24 protein-coding genes are annotated in these 26,162 nt (G+C 70.2%); 8 read left to right on the forward strand and 16 right to left on the reverse strand.

Features of this window, described 5'->3' with window-relative positions; translation table 11 throughout:
- Window positions 1-138 precede the first annotated feature (138 nt).
- The 4 genes from ACIPXM_RS10860 to ACIPXM_RS10875 all read right to left on the reverse strand — a co-directional run bounded on the left by ACIPXM_RS10860 (window position 139) and on the right by ACIPXM_RS10875 (window position 4,314).
- The gene (locus tag ACIPXM_RS10860; RefSeq protein ID WP_401654275.1) at window positions 139-1,764 is read right to left on the reverse strand and encodes a cytochrome bc complex cytochrome b subunit; all 1,626 of its coding nucleotides are present in this window, start codon (window positions 1,762-1,764) and stop codon (window positions 139-141) included.
- A complete protein-coding gene (locus ACIPXM_RS10865; RefSeq protein WP_401654278.1) occupies window positions 1,761-2,813 on the reverse strand; it encodes a Rieske 2Fe-2S domain-containing protein in 1,053 nt (350 codons plus the stop codon). Before ACIPXM_RS10865 ends, ACIPXM_RS10860 begins: the two co-directional genes overlap by 4 nt.
- Window positions 2,810-3,619, reverse strand: coding sequence for a c-type cytochrome (locus ACIPXM_RS10870; RefSeq protein WP_401654280.1), 810 nt, complete (start codon window positions 3,617-3,619; stop codon window positions 2,810-2,812). The genes ACIPXM_RS10865 and ACIPXM_RS10870 overlap by 4 nt, the downstream gene beginning before the upstream one ends.
- 74 nt (window positions 3,620-3,693) lie before the next feature.
- Window positions 3,694-4,314, reverse strand: coding sequence for a heme-copper oxidase subunit III (locus tag ACIPXM_RS10875; protein WP_401654282.1), 621 nt, complete (start codon window positions 4,312-4,314; stop codon window positions 3,694-3,696).
- A 197-nt stretch (window positions 4,315-4,511) separates the two neighbouring features.
- Here ACIPXM_RS10875 and ACIPXM_RS10880 point away from each other — a divergent pair, with 197 nt between their 5' ends.
- Entirely contained in the window at window positions 4,512-4,913 is a 402-nt protein-coding gene (locus ACIPXM_RS10880) for a hypothetical protein (RefSeq protein ID WP_401654284.1), read from the forward strand.
- Window positions 4,914-4,993: 80 nt separating this feature from the next.
- Here ACIPXM_RS10880 and ACIPXM_RS10885 read toward each other — a convergent pair whose 3' ends face one another.
- The 4 genes from ACIPXM_RS10885 to coxB form a co-directional block, all read right to left on the reverse strand.
- On the reverse strand, window positions 4,994-6,250 hold the full coding sequence (locus ACIPXM_RS10885) for an Ig-like domain-containing protein (RefSeq protein WP_401654286.1): 1,257 nt from the start codon (window positions 6,248-6,250) through the stop codon (window positions 4,994-4,996).
- A 130-nt stretch (window positions 6,251-6,380) separates the two neighbouring features.
- The gene (locus tag ACIPXM_RS10890) at window positions 6,381-6,779 is read right to left on the reverse strand and encodes a cytochrome c oxidase subunit 4 (RefSeq protein ID WP_401654288.1); all 399 of its coding nucleotides are present in this window, start codon (window positions 6,777-6,779) and stop codon (window positions 6,381-6,383) included.
- A complete protein-coding gene (gene ctaD, locus ACIPXM_RS10895; protein ID WP_401654290.1) occupies window positions 6,776-8,512 on the reverse strand; it encodes a cytochrome c oxidase subunit I in 1,737 nt (578 codons plus the stop codon). Before ctaD ends, ACIPXM_RS10890 begins: the two co-directional genes overlap by 4 nt.
- Complete coding sequence (gene coxB, locus ACIPXM_RS10900) at window positions 8,509-9,507, reverse strand: cytochrome c oxidase subunit II (RefSeq protein WP_401654292.1); 999 nt, start codon at window positions 9,505-9,507, stop codon at window positions 8,509-8,511. The genes ctaD and coxB overlap by 4 nt, the downstream gene beginning before the upstream one ends.
- Before the next feature lie 281 nt (window positions 9,508-9,788).
- Between coxB and ACIPXM_RS10905 the strand changes: the two genes are divergently transcribed.
- Window positions 9,789-11,174, forward strand: coding sequence for a cysteine desulfurase/sulfurtransferase TusA family protein (locus tag ACIPXM_RS10905; protein WP_401654294.1), 1,386 nt, complete (start codon window positions 9,789-9,791; stop codon window positions 11,172-11,174).
- 93 nt (window positions 11,175-11,267) lie between these two features.
- On the opposite strand, the gene ACIPXM_RS10910 is transcribed toward ACIPXM_RS10905, so the two are convergent.
- Complete coding sequence (locus tag ACIPXM_RS10910) at window positions 11,268-12,242, reverse strand: carbohydrate kinase family protein (protein WP_401654296.1); 975 nt, start codon at window positions 12,240-12,242, stop codon at window positions 11,268-11,270.
- A gap of 133 nt (window positions 12,243-12,375) precedes the next feature.
- On the opposite strand from ACIPXM_RS10910, the gene ACIPXM_RS10915 reads away from it, so the two are divergent.
- Entirely contained in the window at window positions 12,376-12,582 is a 207-nt protein-coding gene (locus ACIPXM_RS10915) for a hypothetical protein (protein ID WP_401654298.1), read from the forward strand.
- A gap of 79 nt (window positions 12,583-12,661) precedes the next feature.
- Complete coding sequence (locus tag ACIPXM_RS10920; RefSeq protein WP_401654299.1) at window positions 12,662-14,137, forward strand: hypothetical protein; 1,476 nt, start codon at window positions 12,662-12,664, stop codon at window positions 14,135-14,137.
- 74 nt (window positions 14,138-14,211) lie between these two features.
- Here ACIPXM_RS10920 and erpA read toward each other — a convergent pair whose 3' ends face one another.
- Window positions 14,212-14,568, reverse strand: a complete 357-nt coding sequence (gene erpA, locus ACIPXM_RS10925) for an iron-sulfur cluster insertion protein ErpA (RefSeq protein ID WP_401654301.1) — start codon at window positions 14,566-14,568, stop codon at window positions 14,212-14,214.
- A 244-nt stretch (window positions 14,569-14,812) separates the two neighbouring features.
- Between erpA and nadA the strand changes: the two genes are divergently transcribed.
- Window positions 14,813-16,000 (forward strand): quinolinate synthase NadA, encoded by a 1,188-nt coding sequence (nadA, locus tag ACIPXM_RS10930; protein WP_401654303.1) that lies wholly within the window; start codon window positions 14,813-14,815, stop codon window positions 15,998-16,000.
- Window positions 16,001-16,108: 108 nt separating this feature from the next.
- On the opposite strand, the gene ACIPXM_RS10935 is transcribed toward nadA, so the two are convergent.
- The 5 genes from ACIPXM_RS10935 to ACIPXM_RS10955 form a co-directional block, all read right to left on the reverse strand.
- Window positions 16,109-19,246, reverse strand: coding sequence for an efflux RND transporter permease subunit (locus tag ACIPXM_RS10935; RefSeq protein ID WP_401654305.1), 3,138 nt, complete (start codon window positions 19,244-19,246; stop codon window positions 16,109-16,111).
- Window positions 19,247-19,469: 223 nt separating this feature from the next.
- Window positions 19,470-20,159, reverse strand: coding sequence for a response regulator (locus tag ACIPXM_RS10940; protein WP_401654307.1), 690 nt, complete (start codon window positions 20,157-20,159; stop codon window positions 19,470-19,472).
- Window positions 20,156-21,442 carry a sensor histidine kinase gene (locus ACIPXM_RS10945; protein WP_401654309.1) on the reverse strand — a complete coding sequence of 429 codons (1,287 nt, stop codon included), beginning with the start codon at window positions 21,440-21,442 and terminating at the stop codon, window positions 20,156-20,158. Before ACIPXM_RS10945 ends, ACIPXM_RS10940 begins: the two co-directional genes overlap by 4 nt.
- 73 nt (window positions 21,443-21,515) lie before the next feature.
- The gene (locus ACIPXM_RS10950; protein WP_401654311.1) at window positions 21,516-21,794 is read right to left on the reverse strand and encodes a hypothetical protein; all 279 of its coding nucleotides are present in this window, start codon (window positions 21,792-21,794) and stop codon (window positions 21,516-21,518) included.
- 57 nt (window positions 21,795-21,851) lie between these two features.
- On the reverse strand, window positions 21,852-22,646 hold the full coding sequence (locus ACIPXM_RS10955; RefSeq protein WP_401654313.1) for a PspA/IM30 family protein: 795 nt from the start codon (window positions 22,644-22,646) through the stop codon (window positions 21,852-21,854).
- 259 nt (window positions 22,647-22,905) lie between these two features.
- On the opposite strand from ACIPXM_RS10955, the gene ACIPXM_RS10960 reads away from it, so the two are divergent.
- The 3 genes from ACIPXM_RS10960 (at window position 22,906) to ACIPXM_RS10970 (ending at window position 25,471) form a co-directional block, all read left to right on the forward strand.
- Entirely contained in the window at window positions 22,906-23,508 is a 603-nt protein-coding gene (locus ACIPXM_RS10960; RefSeq protein ID WP_401654315.1) for a DUF3043 domain-containing protein, read from the forward strand.
- Between the two features lie 41 nt (window positions 23,509-23,549).
- Entirely contained in the window at window positions 23,550-24,317 is a 768-nt protein-coding gene (locus ACIPXM_RS10965) for a class I SAM-dependent methyltransferase (protein ID WP_401654317.1), read from the forward strand.
- Between the two features lie 110 nt (window positions 24,318-24,427).
- Window positions 24,428-25,471 (forward strand): S1C family serine protease, encoded by a 1,044-nt coding sequence (locus ACIPXM_RS10970; protein ID WP_401654319.1) that lies wholly within the window; start codon window positions 24,428-24,430, stop codon window positions 25,469-25,471.
- 471 nt (window positions 25,472-25,942) lie between these two features.
- On the opposite strand, the gene ACIPXM_RS10975 is transcribed toward ACIPXM_RS10970, so the two are convergent.
- Complete coding sequence (locus ACIPXM_RS10975) at window positions 25,943-26,149, reverse strand: hypothetical protein (protein WP_401654321.1); 207 nt, start codon at window positions 26,147-26,149, stop codon at window positions 25,943-25,945.
- Window positions 26,150-26,162: the final 13 nt, after the last annotated feature.

Raw genomic sequence — 26,162 nt, forward strand, 5'->3', positions numbered from 1 at the left:
CAGCTCCTGATCGGTTCCACGGATTCGGGTGCTCCCACCCTATCGACCCCCGGGTACGGCAAAGAGCCCCGTCCATCGAATGGACGGGGCTCCCGCTGTGGCGACCTTGCTCGGTGAGCCGGTCAGAGGACCGGTGGATCAGTGGTGGCCGTGGCCGCTCTCGATCTCCCGGTACTCCTCGGCGGTGGGCTTGGCGACCTGGTTGTCGTCGCCGTAGTAACCCCGGTTGAGCTTGATCCGGAGCTTCTGCAGGGGGCCGACCTTGCGCTCGACACCGTTCTCGTCGACCGTCGCGGGCAGCTCGGCCGGCGCGTACTGCTCGTGCGCGGTGAGCTTGTAGCGCTCGCCCTGGCTGAGCGGCTGGTGGACCTCGACGAACTCACCGTGCGGCAGGCGCTTGATGATGCCGGACTCGCGCCCGTGCAGCACCTTCTCCTTGTCCCGGCGCTGCAGGCCGAGGCAGATCCGCTTGGTGACGATGAACGCGATGACCGGACCGACGAAGAAGAAGATCCGCACGAACCAGGTGATCGAGTTGATCGACAGGTGGAAGTGGGTCGCCCAGAGGTCGTTTCCACCACCCACGAGCATGATCATGTACGCGGTGATCCAGGCGACACCGAAACCGGTGCGGGTCGGAGCGTTGCGCGGGCGCTGCGCGATGTGGTGCTCGCGCTTGTCGCCGGTGATCCAGGACTCGATGAACGGGTAGACACCGATCGCGCCGAGCACCAGCGGGAAGATCACCAGCGGGATGAACACGCCCAGGACCAGGGTGTGGCCCCACAGGTTGATCTCCCAGCCCGGCATGACACGGATCAGACCCTCGGCGAAGCCCATGTACCAGTCGGGCTGGGCGCCGGTCGACACCTGGTCCGGACGGTACGGGCCGAGCGCCCAGATCGGGTTGATCGAGGCGATCGCCGCGATGATCGCGATGACACCGAAGACCAGGAAGAAGAAGCCTCCGGCCTTCGCCATGTACACCGGCAGCAGCGGCATGCCGACGACGTTCTTGTTCGTCCGGCCGGGGCCCTCGAACTGCGTGTGCTTGTGGACGAACACCAGGATGAGGTGCGCGACCACCAGGCCGAGCATGATGCCCGGGAGCAGCAGCACGTGCGCCGAGTAGAACCGGGCGACGAAGTCGCCGCCGGGGAACTCGCCGCCGAACAGGAACATCGACAGGTACGTGCCGACGATCGGCACGGACAGGATCGCGCCCTGCATGAAGCGCACACCGGTGCCGGAGAGCAGGTCGTCCGGGAGCGAGTAACCGGTGAAGCCGGTGAACATGCCCAGGAAGAACAGCAGGAAGCCGAACAGCCAGTTGATCTCACGCGGCTTGCGGAACGCGCCGGTGAAGAACACGCGCATCATGTGCACGAACATGCCGGCGAGGAAGATCAGCGCCGCCCAGTGGTGGATCTGCCGGATCAGCAGACCACCGCGCACCTCGAACGAGATGTGCATGGTCGAGTTGAACGCCTCGGACATGAGCTGTCCCTGGAGCGGGACGTACGGGCCCGCGTACTCCACCTCGTTCATCGACGGGTGGAAGAACATCGTCAGATAGACGCCCGTCAGGATGATGATGAGGAAGCTGTAGAGGCAGACCTCGCCCAGCATGAAGGACCAGTGGTCCGGGAAGATCTTCCGCATGTTGGCCTTGGCCAGCGTGTAGATCCCCAGGCGTCCGTCGGCCCAGTCGGCGACCCGCTCACCGGCGGGCGCCTTCTTCTGCGTATTGGTCACAGTGCTCATCCGCGCTCCCAGAAGGCAGGACCGACCGGCTCTTCGAAGTCGCCGTGCGCCTCGAGGAAGCCCTTGTCGTTCACGCCGATCCGCAGCTGCGGGAGGGCGTGCCCGGCCGGGCCGAAGATGACGCGGGCGCCGTCGGCCAGGTCGAAGGTGGACTGGTGGCACGGGCAGAGCACGTGGTGCGTCTGCTGCTCGTACAGCGAGATCGGGCAGCCGACGTGGGTGCAGATCTTCGAGAACGCCACGATGCCGTCGTGCGACCACTCGAGCTCGCGCTTGTCCTTGATGTCGTCCGGCTGGATCCGGACGATCATCAGGGCGGCCTTGGCGATCTCGGTCTGGAAGTGGTGGTCGTGCTCCTCCAGGCCCTCGGGCTTGGCGAAGGTCAGCGAACCGACCGCGACGTCCTCGGGACGCAGCGGCTCGTTGGTGTTCATGTTGATCAGCAGCTTGCCCTTGGCCCACAGGGTGGACCGGAGCTTCTTCTCGGGCAGCGGACCCATGTCGCGCATCAGCACCACGCCGGAGAGCGGCACCAGGGCCAGCGCGCCGAACAGGGTGTTGCGGATCAGCTTGCGGCGGCCGAAGCCGGACTCGGCGGCACCGGCCGCGAAGTCCGCCATGACCTTCGCCTTGACCTCGGGCGTCGCCTCCATCGGGTGGCGCTCGTCCGCGATCTCGACGTCGGACATCAGGGTGCGGGCCCAGTGGACCGCGCCCGCGCCGATGAAGAACAGGGCGAGGCCCAGCGTCCAGCCCAGGGCGAAGTTGAGCGCGGACACCCGGCCGAACGGCCAGATGTACACGATCTTGTCGACCGGGAAGATCACGTACGAGGCGATGAAGCCGACCGTGGCCAGCATCGACAGCGTGAACATGAACGCGACCGCACGCTCGGACCGGCGGGCGGCCCGCTCGTCGATGTCCTGGATGCGCGGCTTGTGGGGCGGCAGGCCCGGGTCGGCGAACGGGTCGTCGGCGACCTTCACCGCGCCGTGCGCGGTGTCCTGCGCGGAGGGCAGGTTCTCTTCTGGATTCTCTTGGGTACTCATGACTTCTTGGCCTTAGCGGTGTGGGCCGCGACCCAGACGGCAACTGCGATCAGCGCGCCCAGACCGAAGATCCACGCGAACAGACCCTCGCTGACGGGGCCGAGGCCACCGAGCTTGAGACCACCCGGGTTGTCGGCCTTGTCGCTGTTCACAGCCTGGACGTAGGCGATGATGTCCTTCTTCTGCTTCTCCGGCATGGTCGTGTCGGGGAAGGAGGGCATGTTCTGCGGGCCCGTCTGCATGGCCTCGTAGAGGTGCTTCGGGTCCACGCCCTCAAGGCTCGGGGCGTACTTGCCGTAGGTCAGCGCGCCGCCCTCGCCGGTGAAGTTGTGGCACTGGGCACAGTTGGAGCGGAACAGCTCGCCACCCTTGGCGATGTCGGCGCCCTCAGGGCTGTACTGGCCTTCCTTCGGCGTGATCGGGCCGGCGCCGAGAGAGGCCACGTACGCCGCGAGCTGATCGATCTCAGCCTGCGAGTAGATGACCTTCTTCTTCGGGACCTGGGCGCCCGGCTGCTGCGCGGGCATCCGGCCGGTGCCGACCTGGAAGTCCACGGCCGCCGAACCGACGCCGACCAGGGACGGGCCGTCAGAGGTGCCCTGACCGCCGGTTCCGTGGCAGCTGGCGCAGCCGACGGAGTAGAGCTTCTTGCCCTCCTCGATGGCGAGGGACTGGGCGGATTCATCGGCCTTCGCCGTGCCCGCGGGCGCGAACGCGGCGTACAGCCCCCCAGTTGCCGCCAGCGCAAGAAGGAGGACGACGACCGCCGCCAGCGGATGGCGTCGTCGTGCGGAGAGCTTTTTCACGGATTACCCCGGTGTCAGGATCTTCTGCGTCGATGCTTGCTGGATGTGTCGGTCCGCCCGGAGGCGGAGCCCGATTACTTGATCAAGTAGATCGTGGCGAAGAGGCCGATCCAGACGACATCGACGAAGTGCCAGTAGTAGGACACGACGATGGCGGCGGTTGCCTGCTCGTGAGTGAACCTCTTGGCGGCGTACGTGCGGCCGAGGACCAACAGGAAGGCGATGAGACCGCCCGTCACGTGCAGGCCGTGGAAGCCGGTGGTCAGGTAGAACACCGTGCCGTACGGGTCGGAGGACAGCGAGAGGCCGTCCTCCTTCACCAGCTCGGTGTACTCGAAGACCTGGCCGCCGATGAAGATCGCGCCCATCACGAAGGTGATGATGAACCACGACCGGAGCTTCTTCACGTCGCCCCGCTCGGCGGCGAAGACGCCGAGCTGGCAGGTGAGCGAGGAGAGCACCAGGATCGTGGTGTTCGTCGCGGAGAACGGAAGGTTGAGGGCGTCTGCCTTTTCCGTCCAGAACTCCGCGCCCATCACGGATCGCAGGGTGAAGTACATCGCGAAGAGGGCCGCGAAGAACATCAGCTCGGAGCTCAACCAGATGATGGTTCCGACGCTGGTGAGGTTCGGTCGATTGACCGACGGGTGCGCGTGCCCGGTATCTACTGTCGTTACTGTCGCCACGACCGACATTATGTCGGTCGCTTATCCCGCCCTCACTCCGGGGGGTGCCGTTCGGAGTGTCCGGGGCGCGAGTCCTGCCCGAACGGCCCATCCGGACGGCCCTCCGACACCCTTCGAACAGGTGTTGAACGGGTGTTGACGGGGTGTGGACCGGAGTAGCATCCCGCGCAACGACCGACCACCTTCACGGCCTTCCCGGAGGAACGATGCAGTCGAGCGCCACGGTCCTGGTCTACAGCGACGACGCGAACACCCGCGCCCAGGTCCGCCTGGCGGCCGGCCGCAGGCCCGCCGCCGATGTTCCCCCGGTCGAGTTCGTGGAGTGCGCGACGCTGCCGGCGGTGCTCGACGCGCTTCAGGCGGGCGGCATCGACGTCTGCGTGCTCGACGGCGAGGCGGTCCCGGCGGGCGGCATGGGCGTATGCCGCCAGATCAAGGACGAGATCTTCCGCTGCCCGCCGGTCCTGCTGCTCATCGGCCGCCCCCAGGACGCCTGGCTGGCCACCTGGAGCCGCGCGGACGCCGCGATCACCCTCCCGGTGGACCCGGTGGACTTCGCGGCGTCCCTGGCGGCCCTGCTGCGCTCCCGCCTCGCGGTGGACGCGTAGGACCCGGGGCCCGCCCGGATGCCCGAGCCGCACCCGTGGGTGCCTGCTGGTGCGGCTGTGCTCGTACGAACCGGGCCACATCAAAGAGACGGCCTGAGATTCGCCTTGGCGTCCTCGGTGGCGGACGGGTCCGTTCCGTCCGCCACCAGGGCGCTGCCGCGGCGCCACTTGTCCCAGGACAGGTTCCAGTCGCCGAAGCCGTTGCCGAAGGTGTCCATCATCTCGCCATAGCTGTTGACGACCTTGACGATGTCACCCGGTCGGACGTTCTCGTAGAACCAGGCGGCGTTGCCGGTGGACATGCCGGTGCAGCCGTGGCTGACGTTCTCTACGCCCTGGGAGCCGACCGACCAGGGCGCGGCGTGCACGTACTCGCCGCTCCAGGTGACCCGGGTGGCGTAGTAGACCGGCAGGTCGTACGAGTCGGAGCTGCCCTCGGAGATGCCGATGCTGGTGCCGCGCATCCGGACGTAGTACTCCTTGCCGAGCACCACTTTGATGCCGTTCCGGGTGGAGAAGCCCGGTTTTCCGGTGGTCACCGGAATGGTGTTGATCACTTCTCCGTTGCGCTTCACGGTCATCTCGTGGCCCGCCGCGTCCGTCAGCGCCTCGACCCGGTCGCCGATGGTCAGCCGGAGCGGCTTGGACGGGCCGCCGTACAGCTTGTCGCCGACCTTGAGGCCGTCCAGGTTGGCGGCCACCGAGACGGCCGTGCCGGCGGGCCAGTACTCCTTCGGCCGGAAGTGCAGGTTCTTGTCGTCGACCCAGTACCAGCCGCCGTCCACCGCGGGCGTGGAGCGGACCTTGAGCGCCCGTTCGACGACGGCACGGGCCGTCCTGTCCTTGACCGGCATGCTGAGTTCGGCGGTGATCGGCTGCCCGACGCCGTACTTGCCCGCCTCCGGGCCGAACTCGACGGTCAGGGCCCGTTTGGCCGGGGCCGTCTCGAACGTGAACGTACGGGTCCCTGGCGCCCCGTCGTCGTCCTCGGTGGCCACCCGGACGGTGTACCGGGCACCGGCCGCGAGCGCGGCCGTGGAGCGCCATCTGCGGCCGTCGGCGGTGAGCTCGCCCGCCAGGTGGTGGCCCGCCGCGTCGGTGGCGACGACGTCGGTGATCCGGCCGTCGTCGCCCTTGGCGGTGACTTCGAGGGGCTTCTCCGGGTCGGCCTTCTTGCCGCCGAGGGGCGCGTTGAAGGCGATCTGGTCCGCCGCGTCGTAGGGCCTCGCCGACAGCGGATGGTCCCCGCCGCCCGCGCACGCCGTGGCGCCGGCGGTGACGGTGAGGGCCAGAAGGGTGCAGCTCAGAACAGTCCGAATGCGCGGCGTGTCGTTCATGACTTCACGCTAAGAACAATCCTCGCGGGTGGCGCGCCGGACATGGCAAACGAGGGGCCCGGTCACTTTCTCGTACGTACGAGCGAAGTGACCGGGCCCCTCGGGGTGTTACCGGGTACTGCGGACGGAGCTACTGGTTCTGGTTCTCACCGCGGTAGAACTCGAAGACCCAGCCCCAGATGCCGACCAGGATCAGCGGCGCGGAGAAGTACAGCAGCCACCAGCCCATCGCGATCGCGAGGAAGGCGAGCGCACCGCCGATGGCCAGCGAGAGCGGCTGCCAGCTGTGGGGGGCGAAGAAGCCCACCTCGCCGGCCTCGTCCGCGACGTCGGCCTCCTTGTTGTCCTGCGCCATGGCGTCGACCCGCTTGGCCGTGAAGGCCAGGTAGTAGCCGATCATGATGCACAGGCCGAACGCGAGGAACAGCGCCGTCGTACCGACCGGCTCCTTCGACCACACGCCATAGACGATCGCCATGGCGAGGACGAAGACGCTCAGCCAGATGAACATCTTGCCCTGGATCTTCACTTGCCGGTCTCCTTGCCGCCGGTGAGGGCCGCCGCCTCGTGACCCTTGTTCTCGAGCTGGTCGAGAGCAGCGATCTCGGGGTGGTGCAGATCGAACGCCGGGGATTCGGAACGGATCCGCGGCAGGGTGAGGAAGTTGTGCCGCGGCGGCGGGCAGGACGTCGCCCACTCGAGCGAACGGCCGTAGCCCCACGGGTCGTCGACCTCGACCTTCTTGCCGTACTTGGCCGTCTTCCAGATGTTGTAGAAGAAGGGCAGGATCGACAGACCGAGGAGGAACGAGGAGATCGTCGAGATCGTGTTCAGCATGGTGAAGCCGTCCGCGTCCAGGTAGTCCGCGTAACGCCGCGGCATGCCCTCCGCGCCCAGCCAGTGCTGCACCAGGAACGTGCCGTGGAAGCCCACGAACAGCGTCCAGAAGGTGATCTTGCCGAGCCGCTCGTCCAGCATCTTGCCGGTGAACTTCGGCCACCAGAAGTGGAAGCCGGAGAACATCGCGAACACCACGGTGCCGAAGACGACGTAGTGGAAGTGCGCGACCACGAAGTACGAGTCGGAGACGTGGAAGTCCATCGGGGGCGAGGCCAGGATGACGCCGGTCAGACCACCGAAGGTGAAGGTGATCAGGAAGCCGACGGCCCAGAGCATCGGTGTCTCGAAGGACAGCGAGCCCTTCCACATCGTGCCGATCCAGTTGAAGAACTTCACGCCGGTCGGTACGGCGATGAGGAACGTCATGAAGGAGAAGAACGGCAGGAGCACGCCACCGGTGACGTACATGTGGTGCGCCCACACGGTCACGGACAGACCGGCGATCGAGATGGTCGCGGCCACCAGGCCGATGTAGCCGAACATCGGCTTGCGGCTGAAGACCGGGATGACCTCGGAGATGATGCCGAAGAACGGTAGCGCGATGATGTACACCTCTGGGTGTCCGAAGAACCAGAAGAGGTGTTGCCAGAGCAAGGCGCCGCCGTTGGCGGCGTCGAACACATGCGCACCGAACTTGCGGTCCGCCTCCAGAGCGAACAGCGCGGCGGCCAGGACCGGGAAGGCCAGCAGGACCAGCACACCGGTCAGCAGGACGTTCCAGGTGAAGATCGGCATCCGGAACATCGTCATGCCGGGAGCGCGCATGCAGATGATCGTGGTGATGAAGTTGACCGAGCCGAGGATCGTGCCGAAGCCGGAGAAGGCCAGACCCATGATCCACATGTCGGCGCCGACGCCCGGCGAGCGGACCGCGTCCGACAGCGGGGAGTAGGCGAACCAGCCGAAGTCGGCCGCACCCTGCGGGGTGAGGAAGCCGGCCACCGCGATGATCGAGCCGAACAGGTAGAGCCAGTAGGCGAACATGTTCAGCCGCGGGAACGCCACGTCGGGCGCGCCGATCTGCAGCGGCATGATCCAGTTCGCGAAACCGGCGAACAGCGGCGTCGCGAACATCAGCAGCATGATCGTGCCGTGCATCGTGAACGCCTGGTTGAACTGCTCGTTCGACATGATCTGCGTACCCGGACGGGCCAGCTCGGCGCGCATGAAGAGCGCCATCAGGCCGCCGATGCAGAAGAACGCGAACGACGTGACCAGGTACATCGTGCCGATGGTCTTGTGGTCGGTGGTGGTCAGCCACTTCACCACGACATTGCCGGGCTGCTTGCGGCGTACCGGGAGCTCGTTCTCGTACGAGTCCTCAGCCGCGGCCGCACCCTGGGGTTCGTTGAGGATGCTCACAGTTGGTTCTTCTCCGCGTTCCTGGCCGGGTCCGTCTGCTCAATGCCCGACGGGATGTAGCCGGACTGCCCGTTCTCCGCCAGCTCCTTCAGGTGCTGCTGGTAGCGCTCCGGGGAGACCACCTTGACGTTGAACAGCATCCGGGAGTGGTCCACGCCGCAGAGCTCGGCGCACTTGCCGAGGAAGGTGCCTTCCCTGGTCGGCGTGACCTCGAACGAGTTGGTGTGGCCCGGGATGACGTCCTGCTTCATGAGGAAGGGGACCACCCAGAAGGAGTGGATGACGTCACGCGAGGTCAGCACGAAGCGGACCTTCTCGCCCTTCGGCAGCCACAGGGTCGGGCCCGGGTTGCCGGTCTGCGGGTTCCGGGTACCGGGGATGCCGGCGTCGTAGACGCCGCCCGCGTCGGCCGGGAACGCGTCACGGAACTTGTCCGGGATCGCCGCGAGGTTCTTGTCCTTCTTCGCGTCGCCGGTCACACCGGGAACGTTCTCGATGTAGTTGAAGCCCCAGCTCCACTGGTAGCCGACCACGTTGACCGTGTGGGCCGGCTTCGGGGAGAGCTCGAGGAGCTTCGACTCGTCGCGCGCGGTGAAGTAGAAGAGCACCGAGACGATGATCAGGGGGGTGACCGTGTACAGCGCCTCGATCGGCATGTTGTACCGGGTCTGCGGAGGAACCTCGACCTTGGTGCGGCTGCGCCGGTGGAAGATGGTGGCCCACAGGATGAGGCCCCACACCAGTACGCCGGTGGCGAGCGCGGCCGCCCACGATCCCTGCCAGAGGGAGAGGATCCGCGGAGCCTCTTCCGTCACCGGGGTGGGCATGCCAAGGCGGGGGAAGTCTTCCCAGTTGTACGAGCAGCCCGTGGCTGTCGCCAGGATCAGGCCCGCAGTCAGCACCTGCGGCAGCTTCCGCCGCATCGGGCGCCGCGGCATGGGGGTGCCTCCCACGCCCTGCGGGCCGTGGGGGAGGTCGGAGCCGTTGGGACTCACGTAGCGCCTTCCCGAGAGTCTCGGCCCGCGTAGGTCGGCTGCCACGGCCGTCCGTCTCGCTGGTCGGTCGCCGCCCCGGCCGCGGGCAGGGGTTTGGATGTTTATGCGGACCAAACCCTACTGGACGCTATTTGGGGTCGCGCGGGGAGGGTGCCCAACGCGCCGTCCGAGTCCCCGAAGGGGTGGACGCGACCCTTCCGCGGGGGGTCCGACGAGGGCCGATCGGCGGTGCGGGCGGGGGTTCTGACGGGGCCTTACCCGGCCGGGGTTAGCGTGGGCGGATGCCGTACTTCGACACCGCCTCGGCGGCTCCGTTGCACCCCGTCGCCCGTCAGGCGCTGCTTGCCGCCCTGGACGAGGGCTGGGCCGACCCGGCCCGGCTCTACCGGGAGGGGCGGCGGGCCCGGATGCTGCTCGACGCGGCCCGGGAGGCCGCCGCGGAGGCGGTGGGCTGCCGCCCCGACGAACTGGTCTTCACTCCTTCGGGGACGCGCGCGGTTCACGCGGGAATCTCCGGGGCGCTCGCGGGCCGTCGGCGTGTCGGGGACCGGCTCGTGGTGTCGGCCGTCGAACACTCCTCCGTACTGCATGCCGGCGAAGTCCACGCGGCGGCCGGTGGAACCCTGACCGAGGTGCCGGTGGACCGGTCGGGGGCGGTCGACCCGGCGGCGTACGCGGCGGCGCTCGGCCCGGACACCGCGCTGGCCTGTCTGCAGTCGGCCAACCACGAGGTGGGCACCGAGCAGCCGGTGGCCGAGGTGGCGGCGGCCTGCCGGGCGGCCGGGGTGCCGCTCCTGGTGGACGCGGCCCAGTCGCTCGGCTGGGGCCCGGTCGACGCGGACTGGTCGCTGCTCGCGGCCAGCGCCCACAAGTGGGGCGGGCCCGCCGGGGTGGGGCTGCTCGCGGTGCGCAAGGGAGTGCGGTTCGCCCCCCAAGGCCCGCCGGACGAACGGGAGTCGGGCCGCGCGCCGGGCTTCGAGAACCTGCCCGCGATCGTGGCGGCGGCGGCCTCGCTGCGCGCCGTACGGGCGGAGGCGGCGGCCGAGGCGGCGCGGCTGCGGGCGCTGGTCGACCGGATCAGGGCGCGGGTGCCGGAGCTGGTGCCGGACGTGGAGGTGGTGGGCGATCCGCTGCGGCGGCTGCCGCACCTGGTCACCTTCTCCTGTCTCTATGTCGATGGCGAGACCCTGCTGTCCGAGCTGGACCGGGAGGGTTTCTCCGTTTCGTCCGGTTCGTCGTGCACCAGTTCCACCCTGACGCCCAGCCATGTGCTGCGCGCCATGGGGGTGCTGAGCGAGGGCAACGTCCGGGTGTCGCTGCCCACCGGCACCACCGAGGACGAGGTCGACACCTTCCTGACCGCGCTGCCCCGGGTGGTGGCGGCGGTACGGGACCGGCTCGGCGCCCCGGCCGCCGGGCCCGCACCGGCCGCGGGTCCCGCGGCCCTGGTGCTCGACACCCTGGGCCGGCGCTGCCCGATCCCGGTGATCGAGCTGGCCAAGGTGATCGGCACGGTCCCGGTCGGCGGCACCGTCACCGTCCTGTCCGACGACGAGGCGGCCCGCTTGGACATCCCGGCCTGGTGCGAGATGCGCGGCCAGGAGTACCTGGGCGAGGAGCCGGGCCCGACGGGCGGCACCGCCTACGCGGTGCGCCGGGTGGCGTAGCCCGTACCGCGTCCGAGGCGGCCGGCCCGGCCGGGACGCGCGGGAGCCCCGGGGCGCACGGTGGGTGCGGGCCCCGGGGCTCCGGCGGTGGATTCAGGACAGATGCGCCTGGACCTCGGCGGCGGCGGTGTCGCCGTACGCCTTGGTGAAGCGGTCCATGAAGTTGGTGCGGCGCAGGGTGTACTCCTGGGTGCCGAGGGTCTCGATCACCAGGGTGGCGAGCATGCAGCCGACCTGGGCGGCGCGCTCCAGGCCGACGCCCCAGGCCAGGCCGGTCAGGAAGCCCGCGCGGAAGGCGTCGCCGACGCCGGTCGGGTCGACCTTGGCCTCCTCCTCGGCGCAGCCGACCTCGATCGGGTCCTCGCCGACCCGCTCGATGCGCACGCCGCGCGAGCCGAGGGTGGTGACCCGGTGGCCGACCCGGCCCAGGATCTCCTCCTCGGTCCAGCCGGTCTTCGACTCGATGAGGCCCTTCTCGTACTCGTTGGAGAAGAGGAACGCGGCGCCGTCGAGCAGGGTGCGGATCTCCTCGCCGTCCATGCGGGCGATCTGCTGCGAGAAGTCGGCCGCGAACGGGATGCCGCGGTCCCGGCACTCCTCGGTGTGGCGCAGCATCGCCTCGGGGTCGTCGGCGCCGATCAGGACCAGGTCGAGGCCGCCCACGCGGTCGGCGACGGCCTTGAGCTCGATCAGCCGGGCCTCGCTCATGGCGCCGGTGTAGAAGGAGCCGATCTGGTTGTGGTCCTTGTCCGTGGTGCACACGAAGCGGGCGGTGTGCAGGACCTCGGAGATGCGCACGGACGCGGTGTCGACGCCGTGCCGGTCGAGCCAGGCGCGGTACTCGTCGAAGTCGTACCCGGCGGCGCCCACCAGGACCGGGCGGCCGCCGAGCTGCCCCATGCCGAAGCAGATGTTCGGGCCGACGCCACCCCGCCGGATGTCGAGGTTGTCGACCAGGAACGACAGCGAGACCGTGTGCAGCTGGTCCGCCACGAGCTGGTCGGCGAACCGGCCCGGGAAGGTCATGAGGTGGTCGGTGGCGATGGAGCCGGTGACTGCGATACGCACGGCTGGGCTCTCCTGGCGGGGATGGTTGGGGTTGACGGTTCACGCTACCGGCTGGCCGGGCCGAAGCCGAACAGTGGAAACTACCTCAGAGTAGGGCTTTTCTCCGAACCCGGACCGTGCGTACGGTGCGGCCATGACCCAGTACCCCGCTCCTCGTGAGCACCAGGAGTCCGAATTCAGCCTTGCGGAGCTGTGCGGTGACGGCGCACGGATGGCACCGCACTGGGTGATCCCGGCCGCCCCGGCGACCCGGCCGGTCCCGCCGGCCGCGATCCACGGGGTACGGGTGCCCGCCGCGTCCGCCCGGCTGATCGCGGCCACCGCCGAGTACGGGGCCTGAGCCCCCCCGGAACCGGATCGGTGGCGCTCCCGTCCCAGAGGTGTCTTCCGCAGGGACACCACGGTCGAAGGAGCGCGCGGTGAGCAGCAGTACGGAGAACCGGCCCAGGAAACGCGGTCCGCTGGTCGTCGCCTCGGTGGCGGCGGGCGTGCTGGTGGTCGGCGGCGGGGTGTACTACGCGGCCACCGCGTTCGGTGACGGCGACGGCACCGGTGACGCGAAGTCGATGTCGGCCGCTCCCGAACCGCCGCCGCTGCGTCTGGACGGTACGAGCGGCACAGGCGGCGGCGCGGGTGACGGCGGCCCGGGGATCGCCCCGGGCGAGCCGGATCCGGGCGGCGGCCCCGACGGTGGCCCGAACGGCACCGTCTACCGGACCAAGGGCCCACTCCCCCAAGGGCCCTCCTCGGCCGCGGTCCACCGGCCGGAGGGCCGGGTCACCTCCGCGGAGGTGACCCGGCTGGCCGAGGCACTGGGCATCCCCGGCGCCCCGGCCCTGGTCGGTGACGTGTGGCGGCTGACCCCTGAGAAGGACAGTGCGGGGCTTCGGCTCGATGTGTCGGCCAAGGCGCCGGGCAGCTGGACGCTCAGCCGGTACGACGGCCTCCCGATCGGCGACTCCTGCCTCAAGGGCAAGGCGTGCCCGCCGCCGGGCGAGGCGAAGCCGCCGACGGGCGGCGGGTCGCCGCTGAGCGAGGCGGCGGCGAAGGCGGCCGCGGCACCGATCCTGAAGGCGATCGGGCAGGACGACGCCAAGCTGGACGCGAGCGGGATCTCGAACGGCTCGGTGCGGGTGGTGAACGCCGATCCGGTGGTCGACGGGCTGCCCACGTACGGCTGGTCGACGTCGCTGCACATCGGTTCGGACGGTGCCGTGACGGCGGGCGGCGGACGGCTGAAGGACCCGGTGAAGGGCGCCGTCTATCCGGTGGTGGACGCGAAGAAGGCGCTCGCGGACCTCAACGAGGCGTCGAAGGGCACCGGCCGGATCGGCGACGGCTCGTGCGGCACGCCCGCGCCGGGCGGCACCGCGCCGCAGTGCGCGACGATCGCGCGGCCCGCGCCGCCGCGGGAGGTGACGGTGACCGGGGCGCGGTTCGGGCTGGCCGCGCGGTACGTGGCCGGCGAGCAGGTGCTCGTGCCGTCGTGGCTGTTCGACGCGAAGGGCGAGCCGGGCACCCGCCCGTTCACGGTGGCCCGCACGGCGGTCGACGCCCGCTACCTGGCCCCGCCGGCCGAGGCCACCCCCTCCCCCGCCCCGACCCCCTCCGCCGACCAGGGCGCGGCGCCCCGCGCGGTGACCGCGTACGGCGTGGACCCGGGCGGCCGGAAGCTGTCGGTGACCTTCTGGGGCGGTGTGTGCAGCAACTTCACGGTGAAGGCGGACGAGACCGCGGGCGCGGTGACCGTCCGGGTCGAGGAGACCCCGAAGGAGCCGGGCCGGGTCTGCGTCATGCTCGCCCAGGAGGTGACCGTCACGACGACCCTGCGGAGCCCGCTGGGCGACCGCGCGGTGGTGGACGGCGCGAGCGGGCAGCGGATCCCGCAGAAGTAGGCCCGACAACCCGCGAGGGCGGTACCTCCCGGCTTCCGGGGAGGTACCGCCCTCGCGTGCGTACGGGGTGAGGCTTAGCTGAAGCTGTCGCCGCAGGCGCAGGAGCCCGTGGCGTTGGGGTTGTCGATCGTGAAGCCCTGCTTCTCGATGGTGTCGACGAAGTCGATCGAGGCGCCGCCGAGGTAGGGGGCGCTCATGCGGTCGGTGACGACCTTGACGCCGTCGAAGTCCTTGACGACGTCGCCGTCGAGCGAGCGCTCGTCGAAGAACAGCTGGTACCGCAGGCCGGAGCAGCCACCGGGCTGAACGGCGACGCGCAGCGCCAGGTCGTCACGGCCTTCCTGGTCGAGCAGGGCCTTGACCTTGGCCGCGGCGGCGTCGGTCACGATGATGCCGTCGGTGACGGTGGTGGTCTCGTCCGATACGGACATCTACATCTCTCCCGGGTTGTACGGAGACTGCTTGCCGACGTTGCAACCGGCGGGGCCGCTGGTTCATTCCGGCCTGGGCGTGTCTTTGCCTCTTTTCATGCTCGCACACCCTGTCCAGCGGTGCGGAGCTCGAATTCGTCACATCGACACTATGGCCATCGTCAAACTGACATTAACCGGTTATGATAGATAGCGTCATTTAGACGAAAAGGTGTTTCGAAGTCTCACCGCTGAAGTAGAAAGGGTGCGTGACGTGACCACCGCCCAGCCCTTGGACGTCCAGCCGACGCCGCTCGCCCTGCTCCTGCTCGGCCGGGAGGCCGACCCGAAGAGCGAGCGCGGCGTGGAGTGCCCCGGCGACCTGCCCTCCCCGTCCGACCCCGACCTGGTGGCCCGCGCCCGCGCCGCCAAGGAGAAGCTGGGGGACAAGGTCTTCGTCCTCGGGCACCACTACCAGCGCGACGAGGTCATCCAGTTCGCCGACGTCACCGGCGACTCCTTCAAGCTCGCCCGCGACGCCGCCGCCAAGCCGGAGGCCGAGTACATCGTCTTCTGCGGTGTGCACTTCATGGCCGAGTCGGCGGACATCCTGACCGGCGACGACCAGAAGGTCGTCCTGCCGGACCTGGCCGCGGGCTGCTCGATGGCCGACATGGCCACCGCCGAGCAGGTCGCCGAGTGCTGGGACGTGCTGACCGAGGCCGGGATCGCCGAGCAGGTCGTGCCCGTCTCGTACATGAATTCGTCCGCCGACATCAAGGCGTTCACCGGCAAGCACGGCGGCACCATCTGTACCTCCTCCAACGCCGAGAAGGCCCTGAACTGGGCCTTCGAGCAGGGCGAGAAGGTGCTCTTCCTGCCGGACCAGCACCTCGGCCGCAACACCGCCGTCCGCGACCTCGGCCTGTCCCCCGACGACTGCGTCCTCTACAACCCGCACAAGCCGAACGGCGGCCTGACCGTCAAGCAGCTGCGCGACGCGAAGATGATCCTGTGGCGCGGGCACTGCTCGGTGCACGGCCGGTTCAGCCTGGAGTCCGTCGAGGACGTGCGCGCCCGGATCCCCGGCGTCAACGTCCTGGTGCACCCCGAGTGCAAGCACGAGGTGGTCGCCGCCGCGGACCACGTCGGCTCCACCGAATACATCATCAAGGCCCTGGAGGCGGCCCCGGCCGGTTCCAAGTGGGCCATCGGCACCGAGCTCAACCTGGTGCGCCGGCTCGCCAACCGCTTCGCCGCCGAGGACAAGGAGATCGTCTTCCTCGACAAGACGGTCTGCTTCTGCTCGACCATGAACCGGATCGACCTGCCGCACCTAGTGTGGACCCTGGAGTCGCTGGCCGAGGGCAACCTGGTCAACCAGATCCAGGTGGACCGGGAGACCGAGGCGTTCGCCAAGCTCGCCCTGGAGCGGATGCTGGCCCTGCCGTAACCGCCGTCACCGCCGGAACGATTCACCGAGCTCGTTCCCGTACGCACCGAGGGGCGCCCCGCACGAAGCGGAGCGCCCCTCGGGCGTGCGACGGGCCTGCCGTACGGGTCAGACGCCCGCCGGCTCCTCCTTGGCCTGCGGCGGGACCTGGGCGCCGCCCGAGCCCTCGCCGCCGTCCTTCGCCGCCCGCTTCGCCGCCTTGCGGCCCGCGCGGCGCTCCTTGCGGAGCTCCACCATCGCGTACAGCGTCGGCACGAGCAGCAGGGTCAGCAGCGTCGAGCTGATCAGACCGCCGATCACGACCACGGCCAGCGGCTGCGCGATGAAGCCGCCCTCACCGGTGACCCCGAGGGCCATCGGCAGCAGCGCGAAGATCGTCGCCAGGGCCGTCATCAGGATCGGGCGGAGCCGGTGCCGGCCGCCCTCGATGACGGCCTCGACCACGCCGAGGCCCTGCGCCCGGTACTGGTTGATCAGGTCGATCAGGACGATCGCGTTCGTCACCACGATGCCGATCAGCATCAGCATGCCGATCATCGCCGGGACGCCCATCGGGGTGCCCGTGGCGATCAGCAGACCGATCGCGCCGGTCGCCGCGAACGGGATCGACACCAGCAGGATCAGCGGCTGGATCAGCGACCGGAAGGTCGCCACGAGCAGCATGAAGACGATCGCGACGGCCGCCAGCATGGCCAGGCCCAGCTTCACGAACGCGTTGCTCTGGTCCTCCGACACACCGCCGATGGTCGCGGTCGCGCCCTCCGGCAGGTCGAGCGCCGTCAGCTTGCTCTGCAGGTCGGCGCTGACCGCGCCGGTGTTGTCCCCGGTCGGGGTCGCCGTGATCGTCGCCGAACGGGCGCCGTCGATCCGGGTCTTGGAGACCGGGCCCGCCACCAGCTCGACGGTCGCCACGTCACCCAGCTTCAGCGGGCCGACCGGCAGCGCCTTCAGCTCGGCCAGCGTGGTCGCGGGCTTCGCCGAGGTGAGCACCACATCGCGCTCGGTGTCGTCGAGGATCGCCTTCGCGGACGGGGTGCCGTGCACCGCCTGCGCCACGATCATCGCCAGCGAGGCGTCGTCGAGACCCGCGTCGGCGGCCTTGTCGTTGGCCTTCACCGAGACCCGCGGCACCGACTGGGACAGGTCGCTCTGCACGTCGGTGACGTTCTTCAGACCGGCCACGGCCTTCCTGACCTGGTCGGCGGCCTTCGCCAGGACGTCCGAGTCGGCGGCCTTGACGACCACCTTCAGGTCCTGGTTGCTGAAGGCGTCGCCCGCCGCGATCGTGGTGTCGCCGATGCCGTCGAGCTTGCCGAGCGCCGCGTCGATGGCGTCCTTGGTCTTCTCGTACGGGGCGTCGTCCTCCAGGGTCACCTGGTAGGACGCCTGGTTGGTGCCGGTGCCGCCGCCGAACGCCGCCATGAAGCCGGACGAACCGATGGTGACCTGGTAGTCCTTGACGCCCTCGGCGTCGGCGATGACCTTCTCGACCTTCTTCGCGGCCTCGTCGGTCGCCGCCAGGCTGGTGCCCGGCGGCAGCTCCTGCTTGACGCTGAGCAGCTTCTGCTCGCCCTGGTCGAAGAAGTTGGTCTTCAGCAGACCGCCCATGCCGAACGTGACGAGCAGGACGACGAGCGCGATCGCCACACTGGTGAGGCGGCGCCGGGTCGCGAACCGCAGCACCGGCACGTACGCGCGCTGCAGCCTGCTGCGGTTCTCCTTCTCCTCGGCGAGCCTGCGGGCCTCGTCCGGGTCCTCCGAGGTGCCCTTCGGGGCGCGCAGGAACCAGTACGAGAGCACCGGCACCACGGTCAGCGACACCAGCAGCGACGCGAGCAGCGCGGCCGTCACGGTCAGCGAGAAGGAACCGAACAGCTCGCCGACGATGCCGCCGACCAGACCGATCGGCAGGAAGACGGCGACGGTGGTGAGCGTCGAGGACGTGACCGCGCCCGCCACCTCCTTGACCGCCGTGACGATCGCGGCCTGCCGCTCCTCGCCGTACCCGAGGTGCCGCTTGATGTTCTCCAGGACCACGATCGAGTCGTCGACGACCCGGCCGATGGCGATGGTGAGCGCGCCCAGGGTGAGCATGTTCAGGGACAGGTCACGGGTCCACAGCACGATCAGCGCGAGGACCACCGACAGCGGGATCGACACCGCGGTCACCAGGGTGGAGCGCACCGAGGCCAGGAACAGCAGGATCACCAGGACGGCCATGACCAGACCGAGGGCGCCCTCGGTGGTGAGGCCGGAGATGGACTTGGCGACGGCCGGGCCCTGGTCGGAGACGACCGTCAGCTGGGCGCCGGCGCCCAGGTCCTGACGCAGCTTCGGCAGCTTGTCCTGCACCGCGTCCGAGATGTCGACGGCGCTGCCGTCCTTGTCCATGGTGGCCATCACGGCCAGGCTGGGCTTGCCGTCGGTACGGGTGATCGACACCCGGCGGGCCTCGTCCTGCCGGACCGTGGCCACGTCACCGAGCCGGACCGCCTTGCCCTGCTCGGGCTTGATCCGCAGGTCCTGGATCTGCTTCAGCGAGGTGTAGCCGCCGCCGACCTGCACGGTCCTGGTCATGCCGCCCTCGGTGAAGGCACCGGCCGGCATGGTGCCGCCGCCGTTCTTCAGCGCCTCCGCCAGCTTCAGGGTGCTCAGGCCCGCCGCGGCGAGCTTCTTCTCGTCCGGGGTGACCGAGACCTGGAGGTCCTGGACGCCGTCGATGGTGACCTGGCCGACGCCCTCGATGTCCTTCAGGACCGGGACGACGGTGCGCTCCAGCTCGTCGGCGAGCGCCTGCGGGTCCTTGTCCGAGGACGCCGCCAGGACCACCGTCGGGATGTCGTCGGTCGAACCGGCGACCACCTGCGGCTCGACCGTGCTCGGCAGCTGCGCCCGGGACCGGTTCACCGCCTGCTGGACGTCGGCGACCAGCTGCTTGGTGCCCTCGTCGCCGTAGTCGAAGCTGGCCATGATGACCGCGCTGCCCTCGGCGGCGGTCGAGGTGATCCCCTTGATGCCGTCGACGGCCTTGAGGGAGTTCTCCAGCGGCTCGACGACCTGCTTCTCCACCACGTCGGGCGAGGCGCCCTGGTACGGGGCGATGACCGAGACCACCGGGAACTCGATCGACGGCAGCAGCTGCTGCTTCAACTGCGGGATCGCGATGGCCCCGAAGAGCAGCGCGATGAGCGACATCAGCCCTATCAGGGCCCGTTGCGACAGGCTGAATCTGGACAGCCAGGACATGGTGGGGACTCTCTTCTGTGGCGTACTCGGCGTACTCGGCAGACTCGGCGGACTCGTCGTGCTTGTCGTGCGTGTCGTGCTCGTCGTGCTCGACCGGCGTCCGGGCTCCCCCCCAGGGGTGCCCCGGATACACCTTCAGCCATGGGGAGGGCCCGATCCTCGGCCCCCGGGCCCAAATCCGTCCGCCGCGCATACCGCGTCTGGAGTACGCCGCGCCCCGGGGTCACTCCACCCTTGGACGTACCAGCCCCGACTCGTACGCCACCACCACCAGCTGCGCCCGGTCGCGCGCGCCGAGTTTCGCCATGGTCCGGTTCACATGGGTCTTCACGGTGAGCGGGCTGACGTCGAGCCGGTCGGCGATCTCGTCGTTCGGATGCCCGCCCGCCACCAGGACCAGGACCTCGCGCTCGCGGGCGGTGAGCGCCGACAGCCGCTCCGAGTAGCCGCGGCCGCCCGCGCCGTCCGGGTCCGCGCCGCCGCCCTGCGCCAGGAAGCTCGCGATCAGGCCCTTGGTCGCGACCGGCGACAGCAGCGCCTCGCCCGCGTGCGCGATCCGGATCGCACCGAGCAGTTCCTCGGGCTCGGCGCCCTTGCCGAGGAAGCCCGAGGCCCCGGCGCGCAGCGACTGCACCACGTACTCGTCGACCTCGAAGGTCGTCAGCATGACGATCCTGACGTTCGAGAGCTCCGGGTCCGCGGTGATCAGCCGGGTCGCGGCGAGCCCGTCGGTGCCGGGCATCCGGATGTCCATCAGGACGACATCGGCCCGCTCGGAGCGGGCGAGCGCGACCGCCTGGGCGCCGTCGGCGGCCTCGCCGACCACCTCCATGTCCGGTTCCGAGTTCACCAGGACCTTGAACGCGCTGCGCAGCAGCGCCTGGTCGTCGGCCAGCAGCACCCGGATGGTCATGCGTCCTCCCCGCGGATCGGCCGGTCCGCCCCGCGGTCGGCCGGCACCGGCAGTATCGCCTGCACCCGGAAACCGCCCCCGTAGCGGGGTGCGGCGGTGAGCGTGCCGCCGAGCGCGGTCACCCGCTCCCGCATCCCGAGCAGCCCGTGCCCGCCCAGGCCACCGGTCCCGCCGTCGGACCCGCCGTCGGCGACCACCGCCGGAACCGTCCCCGACCCGTCGTCGAGGACGGTGATCTCCACCGTGCGGCCCACCCGGATCACACTCACCTCGGCCCGCGCGTCCGGGCCCGCGTGCTTACGCACATTGGTCAGCGACTCCTGGATGATCCGGTACGCGGCGAGGTCGACGGCCGCGGGCAGCGCGGCGGCGCTCCCGGTGCGGGCCAGCTCCACCGGCAGACCGGCGTTGCGGAAGGTGACCAGCAGATCCTCCAGGACGGCGAGCCCGGACACCGGTTCGGTGGGTGCCTCGGGATCACCGGACTGCCGCAGCAGCCCGACCGTGGCCCGCAGCTCGTCGAGCGCCGACCGGGACGCCGTACGGACGTGCGCGAGGGCCTCCTTCGCCTGGTCGGGACGCTTGTCCATGACGTGCGCGGCGACCCCGGCCTGCACATTGACCAAGGCGATGTGATGGGCGACGACATCGTGCAGGTCCCGGGCGATCCGCAGCCGCTCCTCGGCGACCCGCCGCCTGGCCTCCTCCTCCCGGCTGCGTTCGGCCCGCTCGGCCCGCTCCCGGATGGCGTCCACGAACGCCCGGCGGCTGCGCACCGCGTCACCGGCCGCGGCGGCCATCCCGGTCCAGGCGAAGGCACCCAGGTTCTCCTGCGCGTACCAGGGGGTGGGTCCGAAGACCATGGCGGCGAAGGTGACCGCCGCCATGGTGGCGAGGCCGAGCCGCCAGGTGGTGGGCCGGTCGGTGCGGGAGGCGACCGTGTAGAGGGCGACGACGGCGCTCATGGTGATCGGCACCGGCCGTTCGTCGCCGACCAGCTCGATCAGCGAAAGACCGGTGGTGACCGCGAGCACCGGGATCGGGCGGCGGCGCCGGAACACCAGGGCCGCGGCCCCCAGCAGCATCAGGACCACCCCGCCGGGCGTCGGCACCCGCGCGCCGAAGCTCGGCCCGCCGGCGTCGCCGTGCGGGTCGGTGAAGGAGCCGAAGACCATGCACCCGAACACGGCCACGGCGAGGCCCGCGTCGAACGCGAGCGGATGGGTGCGCAGCCAGCGCCCGGTCCGCGCGAGCAGGCTGCGATCGGAGCGGTCGGTCGTCACAGCGGAGAACGGTACGGGGTGCGGGCGCCCGGGACCGAGTCGATCAGCGCCCGTCCCGGCAGCGGGCGCGGTGTCAGCCGGGGATCAGGCCGTCGTCCGAGAGCATGTCCCTGACCTCGTCCAGCGTCGCGTCCGGAGCCGGCAGGATCAGCTCCGACGGCTCCAGGGCGTCGTCCGGAAGCGGCGCGCCGAGCCGCCGTACCGCGTCGAGCAAGGCCCCCAGCGTGCGCCGGAAGCCCTCCTCGTCGCCCGACTCCATCTCGGCGAGCAGCTCGTCGTCGAGCTTGTTCAGCTCCACGAAGTGGCTGTCGGCCAGCTTCCACTGGCCCTCCCCCATGATCCGTACGATCATGACGCGCGTCCTTTACGGGGCTCGGGACTACTGCTGTCGGGACTGCGGCTCTCGGGACTACTGCTTGTCGAAGCGGGGGTGGGACTGCTGGCCCTGCGCCTGCGCGGAGCCGTCACCGCCCTCGATGGCCTGCTGCTGCGCCGACGGGCCGCCCGCCAGCTCGGCCTTCATCCGCTGGAGCTCCAGCTCCACATCGGTGCCGCCGGACAGCCGGTCCAGCTCCGCCTGGATGTCGTCCTTCGCCAGACCCGACTGGTCGTCGAGCGCGCCCGAGGCGAGCAGCTCGTCGATCGCCCCGGCCCGCGCCTGGAGTTGCGCCGTCTTGTCCTCGGCCCGCTGGATCGCCAGACCGACGTCGCTCATCTCCTCCGAGATGCCGGAGAACGACTCCGCGATCCGGGTCTGCGCCTGGGCCGCCGTGTACGTGGCCTTGATCGTCTCCTTCTTGGTGCGGAAGGCGTCGACCTTGGCCTGCAGCCGCTGCGCCGCGAGGGTGAGCTTCTCCTCCTCGCCCTGGAGCGTCTGGTGCTGCACCTCCAGATCGCTGACCTGCTGCTGCAGCGCGGCCCTGCGGGACAGCGCCTCGCGCGCCAGGTCCTCACGGCCGAGCGCCAGCGCCTTGCGGCCCTGGTCCTCCAGCTTCGAGGACTGGCCCTGCAGCTGGTTCAGCTGGAGTTCGAGGCGCTTGCGGGAGGTCGCCACGTCGGCGACGCCACGACGCACCTTCTGCAGCAGCTCCAGCTGCTTCTGGTAGGAGTAATCGAGGGTCTCGCGCGGATCCTCGGCCCGGTCGAGGGCCTTGTTTGCCTTCGCGCGGAAGATCATCCCCATACGCTTCATGACACCGCTCATGGGCTTCGCGCGCCCCCTTCTGACGGACTCGGCTCAAGGACTCCAACAAGAACCACAGTACGGTTCTTCTCTCCATTACCGCACTGTTCGGGCCCTGATGTGCTCCTCCCCAAGGACGAGTGGTGACCCTCCGGCATCCCGCCCAGGGAGTAGGGAGATCTCCGGGTCACCGCCCCTTCCACCGGCGAAGACGCGGGCCGTTAGCGGATCGTTCCCGCCCACGCTGGGTCCCACACCCCGCAGCACGTACCCTGGCCTTGTGTTCCGTAGCCGTTCGAAGGATGAGAAGGCCCCCACCGACAAGGTGACGGCGGACCTCTCCAAGCAGCCCCGCGACCCCGAGGCCCCCAAGGGCCGCCCGACCCCGAAGCGGAGTGACGCACAGACCCAGCGCCGCCGCGCGCAGTCCGCGCCCGTGGACCGCAAGGACGCGGCCAAGCGCCAGCGCGAGGCGCGCCGCTCCGACCTGGCCCGTCAGCGCGAGGCGCTGAACAGCGGCGACGAGCGCTACCTGCCGCCCCGTGACAAGGGCCCGGTGCGCCGCTTCGTCCGCGACTTCGTGGACTCGCGCTTCACCATCGCCGAGTTCTTCCTGCCGATGGCCGTGATCATCCTGGTGCTCTCGCTGTTCGGCAACGCCAACCGTGGCCTGCAGAACATCGCGCTGCTGCTCTGGGCCGGTGTGATCGCCATGATCGTCATCGACTCGATCGGCATCTGGCTGCGGCTGCGCAAGCAGCTCGCGGAGCGCTTCCCGAACGAGCCGAAGCGCGGCGCCGTCGCGTACGGCCTCATGCGCACCCTCCAGATGCGCCGACTGCGACTGCCGAAGCCGCAGGTCAAGCGCGGAGAGCGGCCCTGAGCGGGGACCTCTCGGCCGCGACTGCGGGCGAGCTGCTGCCCGTGGTCGGCCACTGGCCCGTCGTGCCCGGCGGGCTGCGCGACACCATCCGCCAGGAGCTGATCGCCCGCCAGCTCGACGAGCAGATAGCCGGCCGCTACCCGGTGGGGCAGCGGCTGCGCATCCTCGACGCGGGCATGGGCCAGGGCACCCAGGCTCTCCGGCTGGCCCGGGCCGGACACACCGTGACCGGCCTCGAAGCCGACCCCGAGCTGCTGAAGGCGGCCCGCGAATCGCTCGCCACCGAACCGGCGGGCATCCGTGAGCGGGTCCGGCTGCTCCAGGGCGACGGCCGCGAGACCGGTGTGCACTTCCTGCCCGGCAGCTTCGACGTGGTCCTCTGCCACGGCGTCCTGATGTACGCCGACGAGCCCGACGCCCTGCTCGCCGGCCTCGCCCGGATGCTGGCCCCCGGCGGCCTGCTCTCCCTCGTCGTGCGCAACGCCGAGGCCCTCGCCATGCGGCCCGGGCTGGCCGGCGACTGGACGGGCGCGCTCAGCGGCTTCGATTCGGACGTCTACACCGACCGCAACGGGGTGAAGGTCCGGGCCGACCGGCTCGACGCCCTCACCACCACCCTCGCCGGGATCGCCGCCCCGCTGCACGCCTGGTACGGCGTGCGGGTCTTCACCGACGGCATCCCCGGCGACGTGGGCCTGCCCGCCGCCGACGAGCTGGAGCGGCTGCTCGCCGCCGAGGACCGGGCCGGGCGGATCGAGCCCTACCGGCGGATCGCCGGACTGCTGCATCTGTGCGGGGTACGGGGCTGAGCCCTGCGGCACGGGCCCGCGCCGCGTGCCGGGCTCCGGCCCCGTACCGCACCCCCTGATCGGGTGCCTCCACCGAGGCGTGCGGGGCGCCCGGCGCCGAGACTGCGGTCATGAGACGTCTCCTGCTCCCCCTCGCCGCCGGGGCCTGCGCCACCCTGCTCGTCGGCGGCTGCTCCGGCGGCTCCGCGCCCCAGGCCCAGCGGTCCACCCAGGCCGCCGCCCCGTTCGTCTCCAACCAGCTCCAGGACGACTACCAGGCCGTCATCAAGAACGTGCTGCCCTCCGTCGTCCAGATCGACGCCTCGCAGAGCCTCGGCTCCGGCGTCGTCTACGACGACAACGGCCACATCGTCACCAACGCGCACGTCGTCGGCCAGGAACGCACCTTCAAGGTGACCGCGGCGACCGGCGGCCAGCCCGTCGCCGCCAAGCTGGTCGCCGCCTATCCCGAGCAGGACCTCGCCGTCATCAAGCTGGACAGCGTGCCGTCCGGCCTCAAGGCCGCGAAGCTCGGCGACTCCAGCAAGGTCGACATGGGCCAGATCGTCCTCGCCATGGGCTCCCCGCTCGGCCTGTCCGGCAGCGTCACCCAGGGCATCGTCTCGGCGACCGGCCGCACCGTCAGCGAGGGCCGCACCGGCGGCGGCACCGGCGCGACCATCGGCAACATGGTGCAGACCTCCGCCGCGATCAACCCCGGCAACAGCGGGGGCGCCCTCGTCAACCTCGACAGCGAGGTGATCGGCATCCCGACGCTCGCCGCGACCGACCCCGAGCTGGGCGGGGGCTCGGCGCCCGGCATCGGGTTCGCGATCCCCGCGTCGATGGTGCGGACCGTGGCCGACCAGATCATCACCACCGGGAAGGTGACGGACTCCGGGCGGGCGGCGCTGAACATCACCGGGCGGACGGTGCTCGACGACGCGTACGAGCCGGCCGGGGTGGCGATCGTGGAGGCGACGGCGGGTGGGGCGGCGGCGAAGGCGGGGCTGCGGGCGGGGGATGTGATCACACGGCTGGCGGACGATCCGATCACGACGATCACGTCGCTGTCGGAGTCGTTGGCGGAGCGGAAGCCGGGGGACGAGGTGTCGGTGGTCTTCACGCGCGGTTCGCGCGAGGAGAAGACGGAGGCGACGCTGGGCGAGATCTGAGGGGGCGCGGGTGGGGGCGCGGGTGGTGGGTGGGGGCGCGGGTGCGGGTGGTGGGTGGGTGCGCGTGGGCCGTTCCGGGGGTCGTGTCCGGGACTGCATGATTTACGGCGCGGAACCGCCCCACAGTCCTTGACCTGACTCTTCCCGCGCCACAAATCACGCTTTACGTCCCGAACACGACCCCCTGCACGTCCCCCGCTCCCCGCAGCCACCCTCCGCGCGCCGGGGGAGGGGGAAGGGGGTGGGCCACGTCGTCACCCTCCACGCGCCGGGGGCGTCACCGGCGGGAGGGAGTGGGGGGTGTGCAGGGAGGTGGGTCCGGGACGTAAAGCGTGATTTGTGGGGCGGCGGGAGGGGCGGTGAGGACTGTAGGGCGGTTGGCCGCGCCGTAAATCATGCAGTCCCGGACCCACCTCCCGGAACACCCCCCGCTCCCGCACCCACCGCGCAACGCGGCAACCGCAGCGCGCCCTAGCCCTCCGCGTCCAGCTGCATCGGGCCGTAGATCTTCGTGCCGTCCTCCGAGAGCGTCACCTGTGTGGTCCCCCCGTCAAGGAGTTCCCGCCAGTTCTCGCCGAGCCAGGACTCCGCGTCCCCCTGCGTCGTGAACTCCTCCGGCGTCACCGCCGGAGCCACCTCGGTGCCGTCGGACTTCTCGAACCGCCACGTCCATGCCATGTCCGCCTCCGGA

The organism is Streptomyces sp. NPDC090025 (genome assembly GCF_044748125.1).
Taxonomy (GTDB): Bacteria; Actinomycetota; Actinomycetes; order Streptomycetales; family Streptomycetaceae; genus Streptomyces.

Excerpts from the sequence above, each read along its gene's own strand:
- ACIPXM_RS10860 (WP_401654275.1), bottom strand. The coding sequence starts at position 1,764 with ATGAGCACTGTGACCAATACGCAGAAGAAGGCGCCCGCCGGTGAGCGG.
- ACIPXM_RS10865 (WP_401654278.1), bottom strand. The coding sequence starts at position 2,813 with ATGAGTACCCAAGAGAATCCAGAAGAGAACCTGCCCTCCGCGCAGGAC.
- ACIPXM_RS10875 (WP_401654282.1), bottom strand. The coding sequence starts at position 4,314 with ATGTCGGTCGTGGCGACAGTAACGACAGTAGATACCGGGCACGCGCAC.
- ACIPXM_RS10880 (WP_401654284.1), top strand. The coding sequence starts at position 4,512 with ATGCAGTCGAGCGCCACGGTCCTGGTCTACAGCGACGACGCGAACACC.
- ACIPXM_RS10885 (WP_401654286.1), bottom strand. The coding sequence starts at position 6,250 with ATGAACGACACGCCGCGCATTCGGACTGTTCTGAGCTGCACCCTTCTG.
- ACIPXM_RS10905 (WP_401654294.1), top strand. The coding sequence starts at position 9,789 with ATGCCGTACTTCGACACCGCCTCGGCGGCTCCGTTGCACCCCGTCGCC.
- ACIPXM_RS10915 (WP_401654298.1), top strand. The coding sequence starts at position 12,376 with ATGACCCAGTACCCCGCTCCTCGTGAGCACCAGGAGTCCGAATTCAGC.
- erpA (WP_401654301.1), bottom strand. The coding sequence starts at position 14,568 with ATGTCCGTATCGGACGAGACCACCACCGTCACCGACGGCATCATCGTG.
- ACIPXM_RS10935 (WP_401654305.1), bottom strand. The coding sequence starts at position 19,246 with ATGTCCTGGCTGTCCAGATTCAGCCTGTCGCAACGGGCCCTGATAGGG.
- ACIPXM_RS10940 (WP_401654307.1), bottom strand. The coding sequence starts at position 20,159 with ATGACCATCCGGGTGCTGCTGGCCGACGACCAGGCGCTGCTGCGCAGC.
- ACIPXM_RS10950 (WP_401654311.1), bottom strand. The coding sequence starts at position 21,794 with ATGATCGTACGGATCATGGGGGAGGGCCAGTGGAAGCTGGCCGACAGC.
- ACIPXM_RS10955 (WP_401654313.1), bottom strand. The coding sequence starts at position 22,646 with ATGAGCGGTGTCATGAAGCGTATGGGGATGATCTTCCGCGCGAAGGCA.
- ACIPXM_RS10970 (WP_401654319.1), top strand. The coding sequence starts at position 24,428 with ATGAGACGTCTCCTGCTCCCCCTCGCCGCCGGGGCCTGCGCCACCCTG.
- ACIPXM_RS10975 (WP_401654321.1), bottom strand. The coding sequence starts at position 26,149 with ATGGCATGGACGTGGCGGTTCGAGAAGTCCGACGGCACCGAGGTGGCT.